Raw genomic sequence first — 18,399 nt, 5'->3', positions numbered from 1 at the left:
TCATCATATTTTTCATCCTTTTTCTTATTTGGTACCTTTCTGATCAATAGACAGACTGCTAATGGCAATACCTACTCCGGTCTCTCTCTCTAAAACGATATAAATCGTAATGCCGATAAGACTCGGATTTTTGTTTGCCGGGATTGTTATTGAGACAGGATAGCTATATGTATTCGATGCAGTCTCTACTTTATCACTGACACTTATTTGTTCGCCACTGTAAACAACTTGTACATACAAATTTCCCGCAGGTATGGGGACATCTGTAGGAGTAAGCTTGATATTTAGATTATAAGTGCCTCCCTCTTGAGGTAAAACGCCCAAAGTGCTTAATTCGGAACTGGCACGTAACTGATACCCGGCTTGTGAAATTGTGAGTAGTGTACTCTTTGTCTGTCCGTCCAATCCGATACCTTCCACCCTTACCCTAAACGAACGGGATGAAGTACTTTCTTTGCGTTTGACATATATAGGGATATTTTGGGTATTGCTGCCGTGTGTCGTATGTACGGCATCATTTCCGGATTCAAACGAGAAATCATCGGTAGTTACCGTTCCCACATCCGTTCCTGAAGTGACAAGTGTAGCCGTCCAGTAAGGAATATTCGAATCAATACCAAAATAAGCTGTTTTACCACTTTCCGTTCCCTGATAATCAGGGCTGATGATAATGCCTACCCGCATATAGCTTTCCGGTATTTCGTTGCGGACGCAACGAACCATATATCCGTTTCGTCTGTCCTTATCGGCTCGAAGGTTTGCAGTCACCGTCGGAGTACCTGAAAAATCAAAGATAGAGGCGTTGTTGCTCCAGTAACATCCGGTAGTACCGTCTCCACGTGACGCACCGGATTCATCCCTGTATCGGTTGTGAGGGAATAACAGCCAATGGTACGAAAGGTATCCGTACGAACTTACTTCATTATTTGATGCCGCTATAATATGATTATATTCTTCAGGTGTAGCCATATGCCACTGCCCGTTGTCTACGATTCCCATATCCCTGATTTGGGTTTCGGAAAGACCGGCGAGTTTGCATGGATCTCCCAAGCCCTGTTTGACTTGTTCAGGGGTGTTGCCTGCGGAGATTTCACCGCCAGCCAGGTAAGGGACATTACTCCATCCTGTAATAGTTAAGGGATCGTATGAACTGGGATACCAGAGTACATCGTTCAATGTTTCGGCAGCGGCAGGTGGATTGAAATTTGAGCCATCTTCAGTAACCGGGGCACTGTGCACGGCTATCAGGCTGCCGTATTTGAACAAGACATCCTTATATCCTGTCTCCGAATGGTATGCTTTCAGTATACCCGAATAAACACTAAAATCATTCCAGATATTCACATTTCTGGATGTATCGGCAACCGCGTCATAGTCTGCCGCCTTATCACTTACAATGACCAGCCCATCGATAGGTTTCCAGTTGATGGTAATATCATGTTCCTCCATTGCCACTATTTCCGCATATAGCCCCATTGCACCCATACCGGTAATGGTGGCGTATATCTGATAATGGTTGTTTCGTGTCAGATTATGGTTCTTAGGGGGATTCTGACCGATATTCAGCAGATAGATACAGTTCAATACCTGCGTACTTCCGTTTTTAAGCACGCATTGCGCGTCGATTTTAAGATAAGTTGCGTGTGATGCATTTTGAGGGTCGGACAATATATGTTCGGGAATATAAGTAGCGGGAGTTGTTATAAAATCCACCCCGTCTTGTATGGTGTAGTTATCTCCATTTATTGTATATGTACCATTATTATCGAGTTCGCCTGTCCCTGGGATAGTAAGGTCATCCGACCAAATATCTTCCGTATATGCCTGCCCTTCTCCTATAGGAGTGGCGACCGGCATACGACATACTTTAACATTCAGTTTGGTTACTTTAAAATCCTCATCCTCATTAGCGATATTTTTAATTGCCGTAAAGCTGATGCGGGATACCATACGGTTTACCTTAACCGGCAGTTCCGTCATTTTAATATCATTAATTGTTACTGTGGCGTTTTTTCCGTCGCTGCGGGATTCCACATAGGCACGTGCCACATTTCCATACATGGGCGGAGGAGCAACGATACCTATGGCAGAGAATGTCACTTTTTCTATTTCATTTTCCAATGTAATGGCAGCGAGCTTTTCGGTAAGCTCCGGTGTTTCATTGCAGATGATGTAAATGTTGTTATATCCCCGTGCTGCCCTTATAGAAGCGGTGTATATGCCATCGATTATGGAAGCATCAGAAACGTCGTTGTATACCAGTTCGTTCTTGTCATTAAACACAATTGCACGTACAGATTTTATGACTTCATCTTCGTCGGTGGTAGTATTGCGCGTCCCCATTTTAATACTCATCGGTATCTTTTCTCCTTCGTAAATACGTGCGCCTGTTACTTCGTTCTCTTTTGTACAAGAGTAAGCAAACAGGGTAAACATTGTCAAAAGCAGGACATTTGCCGAAAGTTTTATGTTGATAGTTATATTCATCCTTAATCGTGCCATAATTCCGTTTAAAAAAACAACTTACATATCTGTTGGTTGGAACCAGTAGGTCCAATTATTGATGGTTATACTCAATGCAATGTAGCCATTCTCTTCCTTATCTCCGATGCGAATGTTGATATCCCATTCGTATCTGCGGTCGAGGTATTCTTGTTCGCCCATCATTTCCGGTTTACTCATCAACAGGTAGTCAATAAGGTTTATGGTTGTTTTTCCTCCGATGTCTATTGTTTTTCCTGACGCTTTTTCGGTGATAGAAAAAGTCATATCAGCATCCTTAATAAATCTAAGAGTATGAAGGCGAGTTTGTAGGGCGGTCTTACTGTCTTCCTCTTCAACTGAACAAGGATGGTAAATTATATTTTTGCTACTCTCACCTACATTATTTTTATAGTCATAAAAATTGTTTGCAGTTATTAGTTGTATATCATATTTTGAAGCATCCACCGGATTATTTCCTCGCGTAATGCCTATCGTTATATCATTAGTATTGCGCACCAAGCTGACGTTTTCCGTATTGCTGATATTTTCCGAAGAAAACATTAATAGAGGACCGCTATGCCATAATGCATCAAGATGGTTGTTGCTTATGTTGTTTTCCGGCTCATATTTCAGCGTTAATTTATTTATCGGATCACCTGCGGTCATTGCCGGAAGTAGATAGAATTTATCCGTTTTTCCAGCCCATACAACAGCTGTACAGCCTTTCAAGCGATAGGGTATCAGCATACGATAGTCCGGGCTTTTTAGCGAATGACCATTATCAGTAAGTGTCTGTATATATTTTCCTTGCGTATCGAACACGAAAACCTTTACTTCTTCCACCTGTTCGGCGAACCAGTCTTTATTTGCCATGTTATAGTCATATCGGAATTTTAGAAAGAGGTCACATTGATCGAGGTCGTCATGAAAGACATCGCAACCGTTAATCCCTGCCACTATAAAAGCGGCAAGGATTATTTTGTATTTCTTTATGTGTCTTTTAATTCCCATTTATCAATGCAAATCAACACCTTGTGTCCAGTAAGTCCATGGATTGATAGTAATTTTTACAGAAAGGTAAGCATCTGATTCGTCATCATCAGTTCCCGGAGGTGTAGGATTGTCGGGATCAGGATCAGACGGATCGGGAATCCACGGTGTTCCGGGGCCGCTCACGCTCCGAAGTTCAAGGTGGTACCAGTTGTTGCGCACTACTCCGTATCGGCCTAAAGCCATCTTTTCGGTTACACTCTGATCGTGACGGATCAGAACATCGTAATAGCAAACAGATTCATGATAATAACGGACGGCACAAAAACGTCCGATGATACCGGTTTTCGCAGTAAGTCCGCTCGCTTGAAGGTTTGTAATAAAATTGTCTATAGTGCTTTGATCGGCATCTCCAGCCACGAGCTTTGCTTTCTTTAAGAATATAGGCAAGTCTGTTTTTAGTCCGCCACTACCAGTTTTTGTGTATTCTTCTTTAAGCTGGTCTAATGTATAATAGTTTCCTTTCCAAGAGAAATAACTACTATTTGGGGTCAAACCATTAGGAGTGTACGTAGCCTTTACTACCACCTTGGTAGTGAATCCTAATTGCTGTGCATTAGCGTCCATGGTGTTTTCAAGACAGTAGCAGCTCGTTCCTTTATCTCGTTTAATTTCAGGTATAGGGTCAGTATCACTGTCTATATTTTTTAGATAATTGAAAGCTGCATCCATATTAGTTTCCATAGTACTATTATCACTAATATCAGGTTGTTCGCTCTTTAAATAGTTCTTATCCCGACGATAAACCGCTCCAGTCGTGGCATTATCGTAAGTGATAAGTTCACTATACAGTTTCACACTCTTATTGGTAACGCTTAATTCCCAACCGCCGAAAGTAAATGTAGCACCATCAGGTTTGGTAGTAAAAATGTCCTTAACTGCAAGCTCTACTTTTGCACTCAATCGGTCTACAGAGATTTCTGTAGGGCTGTTCTGTGCGTCTGTTTTTGCTTGGTCGATGGCCTCACTGGTATATGCAGTCGGCTTATGTACCGTTACTTTCGTTAATACCCCTTCTATGCCAGTGCCTTTACCTGCGCTCGCCATCATGAAATTCTCATCGGTAGCGATGTTGGCAATAACTGCCTCAATAGCAGTGTTAATTACAGACCAAGGTTTGCCTTTTACAGCATCTGCAGTTAAATTCCATCCCTTGTTCCCGTCGGCGTAAGGGTTGATAACCACAAATACTTTTTTTGTTTTCTCTGGTACTAATTTTGCCTCACTAACCGCAGCTTCCGGGGTCCCTGCCCCGCCTGCATCTGCTCCTCCGCTATTCCCCACGGTCAAACCATCAAAACCAACCACATCAAGGCACACATCATCCTCGTCAAATAATAAAACTTTGACGGTCCCTGCTTTACTTTCCCCAGAACTTCCCGGTTTGGTATCTACTGCTCTTGAAGTAGCTGTGTGACTTTGCAGCGAAAGCGAAAGATACGCTTTGCCATCCAGTTCACCACCCGGAATATTCCCTTCCCGGGCATCTTCACTACTACAGCCGGCAAATATAAAAACTGCCAATGTAGATAATAGAAAACTTCTTGTTTTCATCATTGTTAAATGTTTAAATGTTGTAAATAAAAAGATAATTATAATATATAAAAAATCAATAATCCAGTTTACTCATCAATTCGATATTCTCTTCTTTTTTGGTTAATTCCTCCAGATTGAGATTTGCTTGTTTCAATCCGGATTCAGCAGCTTTATTTAAATGTAGCTTTGCTTGTTCATAGTCACCTTTCAACAGATGTAATACTCCCACGGCATTTTCGTATTCCGGTGTGGAAGTCTCTGCTCTCTTTAAGTATTTTTCTGCCAAAAGAGTGTCTTTACGTGAAAGTGCAGCCGAAGCGGCATTCAGATTGGCAATCTTATCATCAGGAAAGACGCTAACGGCTGTTTCAAATAATTCGATAAACTCCGGTGAACCATTTTTGTAAGTTAGAGCGACCAAATAAATTTCATTCAGGCTCAAATTTTGTGGCCGACTATGAATCAGCACTTTTGCTTGTTCTATATTAAAATTCTGAACATCGTACTCTATTTTACAAATCGCTTTACGCAGATGTGGGTAGTACTCACGCAACATAAACCGATAAGGATTGCCCTGTTTATATAACATCAACGATTTCTTGCGACTGGTATTCGTTCGGTAGTTTATTTCAACTGGTATGTGATCTATAATATGAAGAATTCCATCCTTTTCTGCCATGTCAGACCCTGCAACCATTTTACGTAATCCTTCCCAGTTTTCGCCACCATATTCCACCTTGTATAATTCTTCGGAGAAAGGGAAACGAGGGAGAAGGTAATTAACAAGTGCCTTTGCACGTCCTTCGGAAAGCTGTTTGTTAAAAAGGGTAGATCCCTCCGGTGAAGCATAACCAATGACTGATATTCCACGAATGGTTATAGCTGTATCATTTTTCACTTCGGCAAGCATGGAGGATATCTTTTTTAGTTCAGTCGGATTATTCATATAGTCCGGTTTAATATCGGTTTTTGATACGACAAAATCCAGAAATGCTTCACATGACATCTCACGACTTTTGACTGGTTCAACTTTTGGCTGTACGTAACTAATATGTGGAGTGATTTGATAAGGGACGGGAAGTTTCTCCAAAGTAACAGCACTAAAAAGAGGGATAGCTGATAGTAACCTGCCTGGCCTGCAACAGCCCATCACTTCTTTCCTTACATTCAGATATGCATCCTTCATCCATGGCTCGAATGGAATTATCAACGAGTACCGAATCTGTTCTTTTCCAGTCATTCCATACCCTTTTAATATGGAGTATGGAGCTTCTGACTGGTAAAAAGCACGTTCCTGCGTATTCATCAAAGCAAGTTTACGTTTCAGATTCTGATAGTTTTTACGACCTTTAATGGATATTTCCGGTAATTCCATCTGATGGTTTGCAGCAATCAATACCGGTATCAGTTCTATAGAATGATTGGAGCTGACTTGTATATTATCAAAGTTGTAAAGTATTTGAATATGCAATGAATCTCCCGCTTGCTGTAGTTCAAGAGCTATTGGCTGTATAATTCCTGTATACCATTTCTTGGGATTTTCTTCTCCGTATGATAAAGAAGAAATGGTCAGGAATATGATTAACAGGTATAGGAGTGATTTTAATTTTGTCATGGTTGTATTATTTTATAAGAAATATAAGTGAGATTGCAGCTTTAGTAGGTCCAAAATAATTGCGGTTTTCTGTTCCGACCTTTTCACCACAAGTCTCACACCGGAACTTGTCATAATGTAGCCGTATATATCCTGCACCTATATTTGCTTCAAGGCTCCAACGATTACTAAGAAGGAAGTGATAACCATACGAGATGCCTCCTCCTGCTCCCCATCCTTCATATCGGTAATGGCTGGAATTATCTCCGAATAAAAGTGGCAAATGATGACCGGCTATGTTATATTGTGTTCCTATTATGTGTATTTCCCAATAATGTCCGCTAAATCTTTCACATGTCCAATAACGATATTCCATTGTACCGAGCCAGTGCACCAGTTTTTTATTTGAAGAGGCTTTATTGGGTGTAAACCAGTTAAGTCCGGCGCCAAGTTCTATTGTAGTGCGTGGAGAAAGTCCCCACTCTACTCCCAAGTTAGGAGTACCTGAATATGCACCGTAGAACAGGTTTGTTTTTACTGCTACCTTTTGGGCCGAACATTTTAAAATGCTTCCCCAACATATCAAAAGTAGAATTGCTATATATTGTATTTTCATCAGATGCGTATATTGAATATTTTGCTTTTGCTTGCGTTAATAAATGATTATCGGATGCGAAATTACAAAATAAATATATATTAAAGTAAAACGTTCTGAAATTGCACATGGATTCCGAAGTTTCGTCCAAAATAGTTCTATAAATCACTAAAATGAGGGTTAGATAACTATAAAAAGGACTTATCGGATAAACATTGTTAAATTATTATCCAACTTATTCAATTATCTTTTGTGACATACTAAACGTTTATACACGCGCAAAACAAACGATGTGTAAGGGTGGTTATTTATATTTACATATTACTTGTGGTATTTCAACTATGCGTTTTGAAAGATCAGAATATTACAGCTAGTTTTGTTCCCGGATTTTAAGGAACCATCCGTTTCTTTAAAAGGAACAAGGCGTTCCTCGGTGAGAAACAGGTCGTTCCTTTAAAAGGAACGGCTCCTTGGTTTTAAACCAAAAAACAGTATCTATAATACACTGTATATCAATTTATTATAAAAAGAAGAATTCCGTCCCGATAACCATGGGAATATTCTCAATAAACCAAACGGAATTCACAGTCCAAGGGGCTGTATATACATACTTTTTTATTACAAACTTAAAAAAAATCCCATGGTTACAGTTACAATTAATATCAAGCCATATTTGGCTGGATATATGTATGTCCGATATCGACAAAGTTTAGAACCCGATCCAGAGAACCAGTCTCATTCCTCCTCTCCTTCTTCTTCCAAACGACTTATCCCTATCCATCTCTCCCACATTACTCCAGTTTATCACTTCCTTCATCAACTATCTGTCCCTCATCCGCAAAATACTTCATGGAAAGAAATTGGAAATATTTGCTTTGTACTGCCCAAACCGCGTAATGGGAAGAATCCGGAAGTCTATAACTATATCGGAAACGTATAGAAAAGGAAATAGAAACGGAGATGAAAGCGGAATTATACTCTTTTCTATTGGATAATAAGTTTAATAAAGGAGTGATGTTTAAAAAGTCAATAGAACAATTCGTAGAGCACTACGAAATGGTAGGACTGGTACAGGAAGAAACGCTGATGAGGGCATTTCAAAGATGGAGGAAATTGGTGAAAGAAGAAAAAGCTATAAAACTATAATGAAAGTATATTGATTTTGATTTAATATTCCATAAGGAAACGTGATATACTATACTAATTAATTGGAAGAAAGAAGGAACTTTTCTATCTTTGCTAATATTAATCTTTTTCGCTAATGGATTAAGATAAGAAAGGAGAAAATAATATGACCCTCAAAGAAAAACAATTAGAGTTTATTATCTATTGTATAGAGAATACAGCTGAACGGTTAGGACGCTATAGTGCAGATGTATATAATAAACTAAAAGAATTAGGTGCTATAGACGGCTATATAAATGCTTTTTATGATACTTTGCATACCCAAGGCAAAGCCTACATAGTAGATTCTTTATTAGAATATATCTATCATCGTGATCCACAATGGTTACCGAAAGATTATCGTCCTTTTCAAGTTTCGACACAGCAAAAAGGAGATAAGTCATGTTAACTGTTTATCATGGTTCTACTTACCGTGTAGAACAACCTATCTTTTGTTACTTGCTGTCCTTTACAGCTTCCTCAATTCGAGATACAAATTGCGGATTGCTGGGACGTGCTGTAGTTCCGAAATCTACAATTTGCCCTTTTCTATTAATCAACAGATAATAGGGCATTCTATCTATTTTCCATTGTTTGCGAATTTTCTGTAAGTTCTCTTTTCCAAAATAATCAGATGCATAAATACATTCAATTCCCCGGTTTTTCAATGAATACTCATTCAGACATTCTTCCCATTCTTCCTTGGGTTCACTTACACATATGGAATATATGACCAGGTCTTTGGTGGAATACTTATTCCGCAGTTGTTTCAAAGGTTCCATTTCTGCCAGGCATGGTGGACACCACCTAGCCCAAAAATCGAAATAGATCACTTTTCCGTGATGCTTCTCAAGTATATTATAGACGGGTTCCATGTAAGGCATAGATGTTTTTAGCTTTGAGTTTTCGTGAAACTCACCATATAATAAATTGTTGGAAACTGGTTGCGGGTTTTCCAGGTAAGATTTAGTCTGATTATATATCTGCATCACTTGTGCACGCAAATGCGGCATTTTTACGATCGAATCAAACTGTGTATGCCTCGTTGTTAAAGCAAGTGTATCATTTGCATTCAAAGAGCCAACTGCCATTTTAGTATATATATACTGGTTCAGTTCATTCTCTCCTACTGCCGACATAATCTCTTCTACAGATGGATTTTTTTTATCTTTGTATGTTATCCCATAAGCTATATAGCGTTCTACCTCATCAGCAATATCATATAAACGTGCCGAAAGAATCCCTTTATTATAAAGTTTATTGATTGCAGGCAGAAGTTTATGATACCGATCCATTTCTTTTCTCGTTTTAAACTGGCATTGGTTACCATAGAATAACAAAGCGTAATAATAGTCCTGTTTCAGTAACTCTTCAGTAAATAACGTAACATCTTCCATTGGCTTATACTTCGTCAGATACTCGCTTCTCCGCTCCAAACGAAAGTCATATTCTTTCTTTAATTCAGCCTCAAAATCCTTAATATTCAAATTCGGGTTTATACTATAATTTTGTATGTAATAGTAGGCGCTTTCTGTAAATGCCAGTATTTCTTGATTCAGTTTTTCTGCATCACCTGTTACTTTGGGATGAAAAAGATCTTTGAAGTCTATTTCCACGTGTATGCTATCTCCCGGGTGGATATACAAATGTTCCGCATAATTGCGAATGGAAACTTCTCTTAATTTTGCATAAACTGGAAAGCGGAATGAAAATGAGCCATCTTCTTGTATGGGGGTGCGATATTGATTTTCCATTTTCCAAAAAAATGGAATGATGAGAGTTAATTCCTTTTCTTGAGGATAAAAATCCCGGTTCAACACTTTTCCTGTGATAACAGCTTCTTTAATATATTCTTTCGCTAACGAATAACTTTCTTCTGTCTGTACAGATGATTCGAATTGAGATTTTGCCCGGTCTTTTTGCCCACATCCGGCTAATAACAAAGAGGTTATTATCAGAAAGGAATAATAGTGTTTCATCGTGCCTGAATATTAGAAAGTTTGCAAATCTAAATAAATAAGAGTTCTTGCTCCTAAATATATGAAATTAATTTTAGGGGCAAAAACTCTTGATAGACAATTCGTCTCAATTTTAAATCTTTTACAATATATACATTTAATTTGCGAGATAAACAGACAAAGCTATAACCAGCGCACAAATTTCCTGATATACCAGTTCTTCACGATCTGCGTCAAAATGCAATAAGAGAGCAAAATTCCAACCAGCCAGGGGAAATAGTTCAAAGGAAGAGCTGTCAATCCGATGGAACGCCCGAAAGCGGTGAAAGGAATAAGAATACCTATTGCCATGATTAAAAAGGTCAGTCCCATCACAGGCCATGTGGCACGGCTTTGTATGAACGGTATCTTGCGGGTACGTATCATGTGGACAATCAATGTCTGTGATAACAAACCTTCCACAAACCATCCGGTTTGAAACAGTGTCTGGTGTTCGGGGCTATTGCAGCTAAATACGTACCACATGACCAGATACGTGATAATATCAAAGATAGAACTGATGGGACCTACATAAATCATAAAACGACTTAGATCGGACGCATCCCATTTACGGGGTTTCTTCAGGAACTCCGGGTCCATACGGTCAAAAGGAATGGTGGTCTGCGATATGTCATACAACAGGTTCTGGATCAATAGATGTATCGGCATCATGGGCAGAAACGGCAGGAATGCACTGGCAAACACCACACTGAACATATTCCCAAAATTGGAACTGGCAGTCATCTTTATGTACTTATTGATATTGCCGAATGTCTTTCTTCCTTCGAGCACTCCGTCTTCCAATACCATCAAATCTTTTTCCAACAAGATAATATCTGCGCTTTCTTTGGCTATATCCACAGCAGAATCGACTGATATACCAATGTCCGACTGACGCAATGCACCTGCATCATTAATTCCATCTCCCAAGAACCCTACCGTATTGCCTTGCTCCTGCAACAGAGAGATGATTTGCGTCTTTTGTAATGGAGTCAGTTTTGAGAATAAAGTGGTATCCTTTACCGCTTTTTTCAATGCTGTTTCGTCCATATTCTCTATTTCTATCCCGGTAAGAAAATGACTGGTATCAATTCCTACCTGCCGGGCAATCGCTTTCACTACGACATCATTATCTCCCGATAGAATTTTCACTGCTACTCCATGCGCATATAACTGTTCAATGGCTTCGGCAGCAGAAGGTTTCGGAGGATCAAGAAAAGCAAGATACCCGATCAGTACCATTTCTTTTTCATCTTCAATGGCAAAATTACAATCTTTCTCGATAAAACTTTTCTGGGAAACTGCCAATACTCTCATCCCCTGCTGATTCATTTCTTCACTAATCATCTGTGCTTTGATTTTCAAGGCATCAGTCAAGGGATGAATCTGTCCGTTGAACTCGGCATAGGAACAGACATCGAGAACCTCTTCTACCGCTCCTTTGGTGATGATTTGCCGCTTTCCCTGCCTGTCTTCTATTACAACAGACATTCTTCTGCGCGTAAAGTCGAAAGGTATTTCGTCCACTTTAGTGTAGTCATCCTTCAAATGTTCCAGACTCAAATCTCTTACATGAGAAAGAATTGCTTTATCCATCAGGTTCCTTAAACCGGTTTGGAAATAACTGTTAAAGTAAGCATGACGAAGAATACGTTTACTGTTATCGTCACTGCCATCTGCATTGATATATTTCTCCAATACGATTTTATCGCAGGTCAATGTACCGGTTTTGTCAGTGCAGAGTATGTCCATCGCTCCAAAATTCTGAATGGCATTGAGATTCTTTACAATTGTTTTCTTTTTAGACATGGCTATCGCTCCTTTAGAAAGGTTGGCAGTCACAATCATCGGTAACATTTCCGGAGTAAGACCAACCGCAACGGATATGGCGAAAATGAAAGCTTCAAACCAATCCCCTTTCGTAAAGCCATTTACGAAAAACACAAATGGAACCATAACCAGCATGAAACGAATCAATAAGAAGCTAACCTTACTAATGCCTTTGTCAAAAGCTGTAGTGGCACGATGCCCGACCAGGCTCTTTGCAATAGTACCCAGATAGGTTTTGTTCCCCGTTTCAAAAACGATTCCTTTTGCCGCACCACTTATCACATTGGAACCCATATAACAAATATTGTCCAACTCGATGACACTTCCTTTCCGAAACTGTTGTCCCCGTACCTCCGGAAACTTTTCTATCGGTTCGGACTCTCCTGTCAATGAAGCCTGACTGATGAACAGGTCTTTCGAATCGATGATCCGAATATCAGCAGGAACCATGTCCCCGGCTGCCAAATACACGATATCTCCCGGAACGAGTTCCGTAATTTCGATCTCTTCTTCATGCTCTCCCGCACGTTTGGCAAGACATGTGTTTTTTACCATTTTCATTAAAGAATCCGTAGCCTCACTTGCTCGCCATTCCTGCCAAAAACGCAGAATAGCACTGAACAGCACCATGGATGAGATGATGATGACTCCCGTCCATTCCTGCTCTCCGGGATCGGCCATCAATACATCCAAAAATAAGGATATAATGGCGAGCCCGGTCAGAACGCCAATGAAAGGATTGATAAACGTTTTGATAAATAGGATAAACGGATTCTTTTTCTGTTCATGTACCACTTCGTTTCTTCCATAAACGGATTGTCGCTCCTGCACTTCTCCCAACGTTAATCCAAGCTTTGTTGTCTGTAAGTATGAATAGATTGACTTACCGGGTTGTGTGGCAACCAAAAAGACTTTCTCTGAATTGAATATGTACTGTGATGAACGCAGTTTTTTCTTCCATACCATACTCTCTAATTTTTTTAAGTTACTAACTGCATTTGTTAATTCGATGCAAAAGTAAGGAAGACTTCACCGGGAAGCTGTTAGAGAATGATTAGAGTGGTATTAGAAAGCTATTAGAATTTCTTAAATATGCGGAAGTTTCACCACAAAAGTAGTGCCCTCATCCTTATGGGAAGATACGGTCAGTTCGCCTTTGTGAAGGTGGATAATCTTCTGTGTCAAGGCCATGCCTATACCATTTCCAGGAGCAATATGTTTGTTCTCTCCACGATAAAACAGTTTAAACAGGTTTTCTTTATCCGTATCAGACATACCTACACCGTTATCAGACAAACGAATGATTGCCCATTGCTCCCAATAGGCGATCAGGACTGATGAAGCCCGGTTGGAAGAGTACTTGCAGTTATTTTCTATCAGATTCACAAAAGCGGTGGTCAGCAAATAGCTGTTTCCGATTATTGTCAGCACATTATCTTCTTCGGCTTCCTGCTCAAATACTAATTCGATGTGATAATCCGGATGAGCTTTTAGTACCAGCTCTCTGGCGTCCAGCAACAGTTCGTCCAGACGGACTTCTTCCATAGTTATCTGTTCCGACTGATAGTCAGCTTTTGCCAGATTCAATAATCCGTCGATCAGATTAACAATCCGATGTGAATCTTGCAGTGCATTGCCGATAGCCATCTGATATTGTTCGGAGCTCCGTTCTTTTAATAAAGCTAAATCCAATTCGGCTGTAAGAGCTGCCATGGGGGTACGCAATTCATGAGATACATTACTGACGAACATCTTTTGTGAATTGAAAGACTTTTCCAGGCGTTCCAACAATGCATTGAATGTCGTACTCAATTCTCCCAGTTCATCCTGTTCATTTTTTACGGGTAATCTTTTATCAATATGCGATGCTGTGATTTTCTCCGCTTCTTTCACTATATTACGTATCGGTTTTAAAGTGCTTCGAGAAAGGATATACCCCACAACCACCAATACGCTCAATCCACCGATAAATAGGAGAATAAGCATATTTCTTAGCGCATCCCGGTTGGCGTATCCGTAACCGTCGTAGGCTGCGGCGGTAACCACATAGTCTTTGCCCTCAAACGGATACACCAGTCCTATAGCCTGATATTCGTCCACATAGAAATTGATATTCTTTCGCTTCAGGATACGTTTTATCATCTCCGGCGTTTCTTTAACAATATCGTTTTGCAGAGCATCGTGATATAATATTTTAAAATCTGTTGTATAGACGGCAACCTCTACTTCATTAATAAACTTCTGATTATTCAGGTAAATAGACTGCATGGTTTTGGCATCTACTTGATCCTTAAGGAATAAATGTGCTTTGGTTATAGCTTCACTTTGAAGATTACGAAAGAAAGCATTGCTACGCGAATGTTCACTTACATAGTAGACAGCCATCACAAATACGAAGAATACCGCAGCTGTAAGCCCTGCATATTGTAGAGTCAACGTTGTCCTGATCTTCATATTTTATCAGTCAGTATGAAACCCATTCCGGCTTTGGTATGAATAAGTTTCGGTTCAAAATCCCGGTCTATCTTTTTGCGAAGATAGTTGATATATACATCTATGAAATTCGTTCCTGTATCAAAATGGGTGTTCCATACTTTCTCCGCTATTTCAACCCTGCTCAATACTCTTTCGGCATTTTCTACCATATATAACAACAGGTTGTATTCTTTAGGAGAAAGTTTAATGGATATACCATTCCGTTCTACATCTTTTCGTTGAAGATCAATACGCAAATCTGCATAGACAAGTTCCTGCGGTAATTCCTGAGCATTACCCGCCACACGTTTCAACAGCACTTTGATTCTGGCATTTAACTCTCTGAAATCAAAAGGTTTCACCATGTAATCGTCTGCACCGGCATCGAAACCGTCCAGTTTATCGTTCGTTGATCCTAATGCCGTCAACATCAATATAGGGATATTGGGATTGGTTTTGCGAATTTCTTTCGCTAGTTCAAATCCGTCCATCTTAGGCAGAACGATGTCGGATATAACCAGATCAAATGTATGCGTTTGAAAAAGCCGTAAGCCCATCAGTCCGTCATAAGCCACCATTATCTGATAGCCATTTTCCTCCAGTCCGTTCATCAGCAAATTTGCAACCCGGGGTTCATCTTCTATAATTAGTATTGTGTACATAGGAAAGAATTCATTAATCTGAATGTATAAAACGAAACAAAAATAATGATTATTCCCCACTTATAGCCTTTTTCCTTGAAAAATCGGTGAGAAGGCCCAATAAAAAAGGTACCCAACGTAATGTGGATACCTTTATATGATTCATTTACATAAACCGGAAAATGACTCGTCCGGTTTGTGGACCATTTACCCATTTCGGTTGTGAAGAGGGACCACACAAATCGGTGGAGTTTACTTTATTACGTACCGGAGGAATCACGTTCAGGACAGAGATTCCGCTTTCGGGAAGAGTATAAAGCAAACGGTCGCGGCCATCACGAGGCTGATATACTCCGATATAAGCGTCGGGAGTTTCGTTTGTCAGGCTGATAGTGCCTTCTTTCGTTTGGATATTCATCCAGGAAACATCACCAAAGTATCCTTTGAATTCGGGATATGTGAAAGTCTCACCCGGAATAGGATCATTATAGTCGTTTTCCCAAACATCGTATTGTGTACCGTGAATACGGTTTTGCCATACACGGTAAGGTCCGGCACCTAACCAGCGTTTGCTGATTACCTGATCTTCAGGATAGTCGAAACGAATGCCCATCAAGTCTACGACACCGGAGAAATTGTAGGTGTAATCCAAAGCCAGTTCCCCACTCGGGTTAATTGTCCATTGGGTCTTATCCAGGTTGCCCAGTTTATAATTGGCGGTAACAACCAGATTACCTCCGTCTTCTTTCACATCCAGTTTCGTAAATACGGCAGCATCGGGGAATTCGCTGTATGTGCGGTCTTTTTCTTTTGCTTTCTCATCATCATGGTTATAGAACTGATCCAATGAGCGGTCTGCACGACGGGCTCCGATGAAACGGGGGCCATTGGCGAAACTAATCTTACGGTTATCTACAGATACTCCTTTCAGTTGTCCGTCTTTCTTTGAGAAGATAAACGTACGCTTATTCGCTTTCACAGTAAGCTCATTTTCTGTCTCTGTATAAGTAGGACGACTGGACAAGGGAGAAAGCTGTTCAGTCTGCTGATTCAGTTTGTTGACCGGGAAAGTCCAGCGCCAAAGTTCATGGCCGTATGGATCGATTGCTGTCAGAAAGAGGGCGTCTGCATTGGGGAGGATATTTGTTTTTATATCCAAAATGCCTGCCGAGTGAGCAACCACGTCACTGCCTTGCACTTCACCCTCTTTCAACACTTGAATAGCAACATTGGACGCATCTGTTGCCAGCGGGAATTTTACTTGCTTCCAAAGGAAACGGCAAGTATTCAGATTCAGATAATCATAACGGTTTTCTATGGAGAATTTGCCATCAAATTGCTTGTCGATAGAAGTATTCATGATTTGTACCGGACTCCATAACTGTTTGATAGTGTAGTAGCTACCCTCCTTTTCGTGATGTGGTCCTACAATACCGTCTGCTCCAAAGTTTCCTTGGTTATCAATGAGTCCGTCCATATCCACACGCTTCACACCTTCGTCTGCCAATACCCAAAGGAATCCACCGATACAACGGGGATGCTTGCGCATCATTTCCCAATAATCATATAATCCGGCACCATGGCCGCCATCGTATAAACCATGCAAGAATTCCGTAGGCATAAAGATTTCCGGTAAGCGCATGTAGTTCTGGCTTTCTCCGTAAGAGCGGTAATGCATGGTTTCAAAACCGGAGAAGTTACCTTGCGGGTGAATAACCGGACGTTTCTGCGGATCGTATTTATGAAATTCTCCATCCAATTCGGTATTCCATCCTTTTTCATTACCATTACTCCACCAAATAATAGACGGATGATTCACGTCACGTTCTATCATGCCTTCAATCAGACGTACTCCGGTGGGGGTATCATACTTGCCATGCCAGCCTCCCAATTCATCCATCACATAAAGTCCGAGAGAATCACAGGCTTCCAAAAATTCCGGGTCAGCCGGATAGTGGCTCAAACGGACAGAATTCATGTTCATGCCTTTCATCAAAAGAACGTCTTCGATATTCTTCTCTTTACTCAACGTACGACCACTTTCAGGACGGAAACTATGGCGATTGACACCACGTACATTGATGCGTACTCCGTTTATATAAAGTCCGTCGCTTTCGCGTACCTCAATCGTGCGGAAACCAAAATTTTCTGTTTCACTATGCAAAACCTTACCGGTCTTATCCAATAGAGAGAATTGCGCTTTATAAAGATTCGGAGTTTCCGCTGTCCATAATGCGGGGTTAGATACATTCAGTTGCAGGGAAGTCCAGTCGCCTCCTGCTTTTACGGGTACGGTGGTTTCCGTTATCTTTTTCCCTTTTTTATCTAAAATCTGTGTACGGATGCTCATTCCGTCATTAGAGATATTTGTGTAGCAGTTGGCACGGAAAGTTCCATCCATCTTTGCGTCAATGGCAATGTGCCGCAGGTTTACGGCTGGTTTCACCTCCAGGAACACCGGACGGAAGATACCGCCAAAATTCCAATAATCAGCACGACGTTCGGCAAGGTTCACACTGGCATTTTCACTTTCTTTGGCAACAGTGACTTCCAATAAATTCTTTTTGCCATATTTCAGGAAATCCGTGACGTTGTATGAAAAACGATAGAAGGCTCCCTGATGTTTGGAACCCACTTTGCGTCCGTTCACTTTTACTTCCGTGTCTGTCATTGAAGCTTCGAATACAAGACTGACCTGTTTGCCGCGAAACTTTTCCGGAACTTCAAATTCGTACTTATACATCCCTTTTTCATCGGCAACGCCTTCAGGAAATGGCTTTCCATAGAAAGTGATCCCATACTGATAAGTGCCGAAGCCTTGCAATTCCCAACAGGAAGGTACGCCGATTTTCGTCCATTTGCCGGAATTGCGTCCGTCGGTACAAAAGAAGTCCCATTCAACCATATCGTCGCATCCGTGACCGGAGAGATATTGCCTTTCCGTTTGTGGAAGGTTTTGAGCAGCCAGGGTAGTTGCCAACGCTAAGGTCGATAATAAAGTGGTTACTTTTTTCATTGTTACTTTTATTATTG

General features: G+C 40.6%; 11 protein-coding genes and 1 pseudogene. 2 read left to right on the top strand and 10 right to left on the bottom strand.

What is annotated here, in order from left to right; genetic code table 11:
- Positions 1–24: 24 nt before the first annotated feature.
- The 5 genes from KTR06_RS16125 to KTR06_RS16105 are packed head-to-tail and all read right to left on the bottom strand — an operon-like array spanning position 25 to position 7,280.
- On the bottom strand, positions 25–2,502 hold the full coding sequence (locus KTR06_RS16125; protein WP_217290562.1) for a fimbrial protein: 2,478 nt from the start codon (positions 2,500–2,502) through the stop codon (positions 25–27).
- A 21-nt stretch (positions 2,503–2,523) separates the two neighbouring features.
- Positions 2,524–3,495, bottom strand: a complete 972-nt coding sequence (locus tag KTR06_RS16120) for a FimB/Mfa2 family fimbrial subunit (RefSeq protein ID WP_120143543.1) — start codon at positions 3,493–3,495, stop codon at positions 2,524–2,526.
- Between the two features lie 3 nt (positions 3,496–3,498).
- Positions 3,499–5,088 carry an Mfa1 family fimbria major subunit gene (locus tag KTR06_RS16115; RefSeq protein ID WP_217290574.1) on the bottom strand — a complete coding sequence of 530 codons (1,590 nt, stop codon included), beginning with the start codon at positions 5,086–5,088 and terminating at the stop codon, positions 3,499–3,501.
- Between the two features lie 55 nt (positions 5,089–5,143).
- On the bottom strand, positions 5,144–6,685 hold the full coding sequence (locus tag KTR06_RS16110) for a DUF3868 domain-containing protein (RefSeq protein ID WP_217290561.1): 1,542 nt from the start codon (positions 6,683–6,685) through the stop codon (positions 5,144–5,146).
- Positions 6,686–6,692: 7 nt separating this feature from the next.
- Positions 6,693–7,280, bottom strand: a complete 588-nt coding sequence (locus KTR06_RS16105) for a DUF3575 domain-containing protein (protein ID WP_217290560.1) — start codon at positions 7,278–7,280, stop codon at positions 6,693–6,695.
- A gap of 619 nt (positions 7,281–7,899) precedes the next feature.
- Here KTR06_RS16105 and KTR06_RS16100 point away from each other — a divergent pair.
- A pseudogene (locus KTR06_RS16100) lies at positions 7,900–8,405 on the top strand (hypothetical protein).
- Between the two features lie 145 nt (positions 8,406–8,550).
- Entirely contained in the window at positions 8,551–8,832 is a 282-nt protein-coding gene (locus KTR06_RS16095; protein ID WP_008775716.1) for a DUF3791 domain-containing protein, read from the top strand.
- A gap of 46 nt (positions 8,833–8,878) precedes the next feature.
- On the opposite strand, the gene KTR06_RS16090 is transcribed toward KTR06_RS16095, so the two are convergent.
- The 5 genes from KTR06_RS16090 to KTR06_RS16070 all read right to left on the bottom strand — a co-directional run bounded on the left by KTR06_RS16090 (position 8,879) and on the right by KTR06_RS16070 (position 18,382).
- A complete protein-coding gene (locus tag KTR06_RS16090) occupies positions 8,879–10,402 on the bottom strand; it encodes a TlpA disulfide reductase family protein (protein WP_217290559.1) in 1,524 nt (507 codons plus the stop codon).
- A gap of 162 nt (positions 10,403–10,564) precedes the next feature.
- Positions 10,565–13,216 carry a magnesium-translocating P-type ATPase gene (gene mgtA, locus KTR06_RS16085; RefSeq protein ID WP_217290558.1) on the bottom strand — a complete coding sequence of 884 codons (2,652 nt, stop codon included), beginning with the start codon at positions 13,214–13,216 and terminating at the stop codon, positions 10,565–10,567.
- Positions 13,217–13,336: 120 nt separating this feature from the next.
- Positions 13,337–14,704, bottom strand: coding sequence for a HAMP domain-containing sensor histidine kinase (locus tag KTR06_RS16080; protein WP_008775719.1), 1,368 nt, complete (start codon positions 14,702–14,704; stop codon positions 13,337–13,339).
- Positions 14,701–15,387, bottom strand: coding sequence for a response regulator transcription factor (locus KTR06_RS16075; RefSeq protein WP_217290557.1), 687 nt, complete (start codon positions 15,385–15,387; stop codon positions 14,701–14,703). Before KTR06_RS16075 ends, KTR06_RS16080 begins: the two co-directional genes overlap by 4 nt.
- A gap of 145 nt (positions 15,388–15,532) precedes the next feature.
- Complete coding sequence (locus tag KTR06_RS16070; RefSeq protein WP_217290556.1) at positions 15,533–18,382, bottom strand: glycoside hydrolase family 2 TIM barrel-domain containing protein; 2,850 nt, start codon at positions 18,380–18,382, stop codon at positions 15,533–15,535.
- Positions 18,383–18,399 lie beyond the last annotated feature (17 nt).

Origin of the sequence: Bacteroides sp. MSK.20.12 (genome assembly GCF_019052435.1) — a bacterium.
Taxonomy (GTDB): domain Bacteria; phylum Bacteroidota; class Bacteroidia; order Bacteroidales; family Bacteroidaceae; genus Bacteroides; species Bacteroides xylanisolvens.
The sequence above is the reverse complement of the archived record's forward strand: the minus strand, read 5'-3'. Positions and strand labels throughout refer to the sequence as shown.